This window comes from Herbaspirillum sp. B65 (assembly GCF_000333555.1).
Classification (GTDB): Bacteria; Pseudomonadota; Gammaproteobacteria; order Burkholderiales; family Burkholderiaceae_D; genus Herbaspirillum; species Herbaspirillum rubrisubalbicans.
The window spans coordinates 1-2,299 of the sequence record NZ_BADI01000016.1 but is presented as its reverse complement, the minus strand read 5'-3'; the positions used below and the strand labels follow the sequence as shown (position 1 = coordinate 2,299).

The window sequence follows — 2,299 nt, the reverse complement described above, 5'->3', positions numbered from 1 at the left end:
GAACCCCTTCAACCTGCTGCTGACCCTGCTGGCGGCCATCTCCTTCTACACCGACGACATGAAGGCGGCCACCGTGATCGGTACCATGGTGGTGGTCTCCACGCTGCTGCGCTTCGTCCAGGAAGCCCGCTCCAACACTGCCGCCGACAAGCTCAAGGCCATGGTCAGCAACACCGCCACCGTGATGCGCCACGACCAGGTCGAAGAGATCGCCGCCGAAGCCCAGCGCTACTTCGACGTCACCCTGCACCCCAAGGGCGCGCGCCGCGTCGAAGTGCCGATCCGTAAGCTGGTGCCGGGCGACGTCGTGCTGCTCTCGGCCGGCGACATGATCCCCGCCGATCTGCGCCTGTTGGCAGCCAAGGACTTGTTCGTGAGCCAAGCCGCCATGACTGGCGAATCACTGCCGGTGGAAAAATTCGTCACCGCCAGCAACCTCAACACCAGCAGCCCCCTGGAGCTGGACAACCTGTGCTTCATGGGTACCAACGTGGTCAGCGGCTCGGCCACCGGCGTGGTACTGACCACCGGCAAGCGCACCTACTTCGGCGCCCTGGCCGAGCGCGTCACCGCCACCGACCGCACCCCGACCGCGTTCCAGGCCGGCGTGAACAAGGTGAGCTGGCTGCTGATCCGCTTCATGCTGGTGATGACCCCGGTGGTGTTCTTCATCAACGGCTTCACCAAGGGTGACTGGGTCGAGGCCTTCCTGTTCGGCCTCTCGGTAGCCGTGGGCCTGACTCCAGAAATGCTGCCCATGATCGTCACCTCGACCCTGGCCAAGGGTGCGGTGGCCTTGTCGCGCAAGAAGGTGATCGTCAAGCGCCTGGACGCGATCCAGAACTTCGGCGCCATGGACGTACTGTGCACCGACAAGACCGGCACCCTCACGCAAGACAAGATCTTCCTGGAACGTCATACCGACATCCACGGCGAACCCGACGATGAGGTGCTGCAATACGCCTATCTGAACAGTTATTACCAGACCGGCCTGAAAAACCTGCTGGACGTGGCCGTGCTGGAGCACGCCGAACTGCAACGTGAAATGTCCATCGCCTCGGCCTATCGCAAGGTCGATGAAATTCCTTTCGACTTCCAGCGCCGCCGCATGTCGGTGGTGGTCTCCGAACGCGAAGATCACCACGAACTGATCTGCAAGGGCGCCGTCGAGGAAATCGTCTCGGTCTGCTCGCGCGCCCGCGTCAATGGCCAAGTGGTGCCGCTGACACCGGCCCTGCTGGACGAGATCCGCGCCACCACCGGCGGCCTCAATGCCGAAGGTCTGCGCGTATCGGGCCCTTGAAGATCTGGAACTTGCCGGCCAGCATCTGCGCCTTGATTTCGTCGGCCTTCTTCTTGGCCGGTGCAGTGACCGCTGCGCCATAGGGCGACATCTTGACGAAGTCATCCTTCAGACCACCGCGCAGGAAGTTGATCATCGGCTTGCCTTCCAGCGTGGCCTTGACGATCTCGGTGTAGGGCGTGGCCCAGTTCCATTCAGCGCCGGTGAGATAGCCCTTGGGCGCCAGCGCAGCCTGGCTGGCGTGGTAGCCGGTGGTCATGATGCCGCGCTTCTCGGCGGTCTCGACGATCACCTTGGGGCCATCGACGTGGCAGGTGATGACGTCGCAACCCTGGTCGATCAGGCTGTTGGCGGCTTCGGCTTCCTTCACCGGCAGCGACCAGTCACCGGTGAAGATGACATGACAGGTGATGGACGGATCGACCGATTGCGCGCCGAGGGTGAAGGCGTTGATGTTGCGCAGCACCTGCGGGATCGGCTTGGCGGCGATGAAGGCCAGTTTCTTGCTCTTGCTCATATAGCCGGCGACGACGCCGGAGAGGTATTCGCACTCTTCGATGTAGCCGAAGAAGCTGCCCACGTTCATGGGATGCTTGCCGGCCGTCCACAGGCCGCCACAGTGAGCGATGCGCACCTTGGGATATTTCTCGGCGATCTTGAGCACGTGCGGATCGAAGTAGCCGAAGGAGGTGGGGAAGAGCAGGGTGGCGCCATCTTGCTGGATCATGGCTTCCATGGTCTTTTGCACGGCTACGGTCTCGGGTACTTTTTCTTCCTCGATGACCTTCACGCCGGGCAGCTTCTTGATGACGGCGGCAGCTTGCGCGTGCGACTGGTTTGTAGCCGAAGTCATCCCTGGCCCCCACGTAGATGAAGCCCACGGTCAAAGGGCCGGCAGCCAGCAGTTCCAGCGGGAAGGCGGCGCCCAGGGCAGCGGCCCGGGACAGTTTGAGGAAATCGCGGCGGTTTTCATGTTGTTGCGCTCCAATGAGAACG

Annotated in this window: 2 pseudogenes; one reads left to right on the top strand and one right to left on the bottom strand. The window is 62.5% G+C overall.

The annotated features are described in order from the left end of the window. A pseudogene (gene mgtA / locus I5W_RS00325) lies at positions 1-1,297 on the top strand (magnesium-translocating P-type ATPase); the annotation flags it as partial. On the opposite strand, the pseudogene I5W_RS00320 reads toward mgtA, so the two are convergent. Next, positions 1,287-2,292 (bottom strand): annotated as a pseudogene (locus I5W_RS00320) (BMP family ABC transporter substrate-binding protein); the annotation flags it as partial. The pseudogenes mgtA and I5W_RS00320 overlap by 11 nt on opposite strands. Between the last annotated feature and the right edge of the window lie 7 nt (positions 2,293-2,299).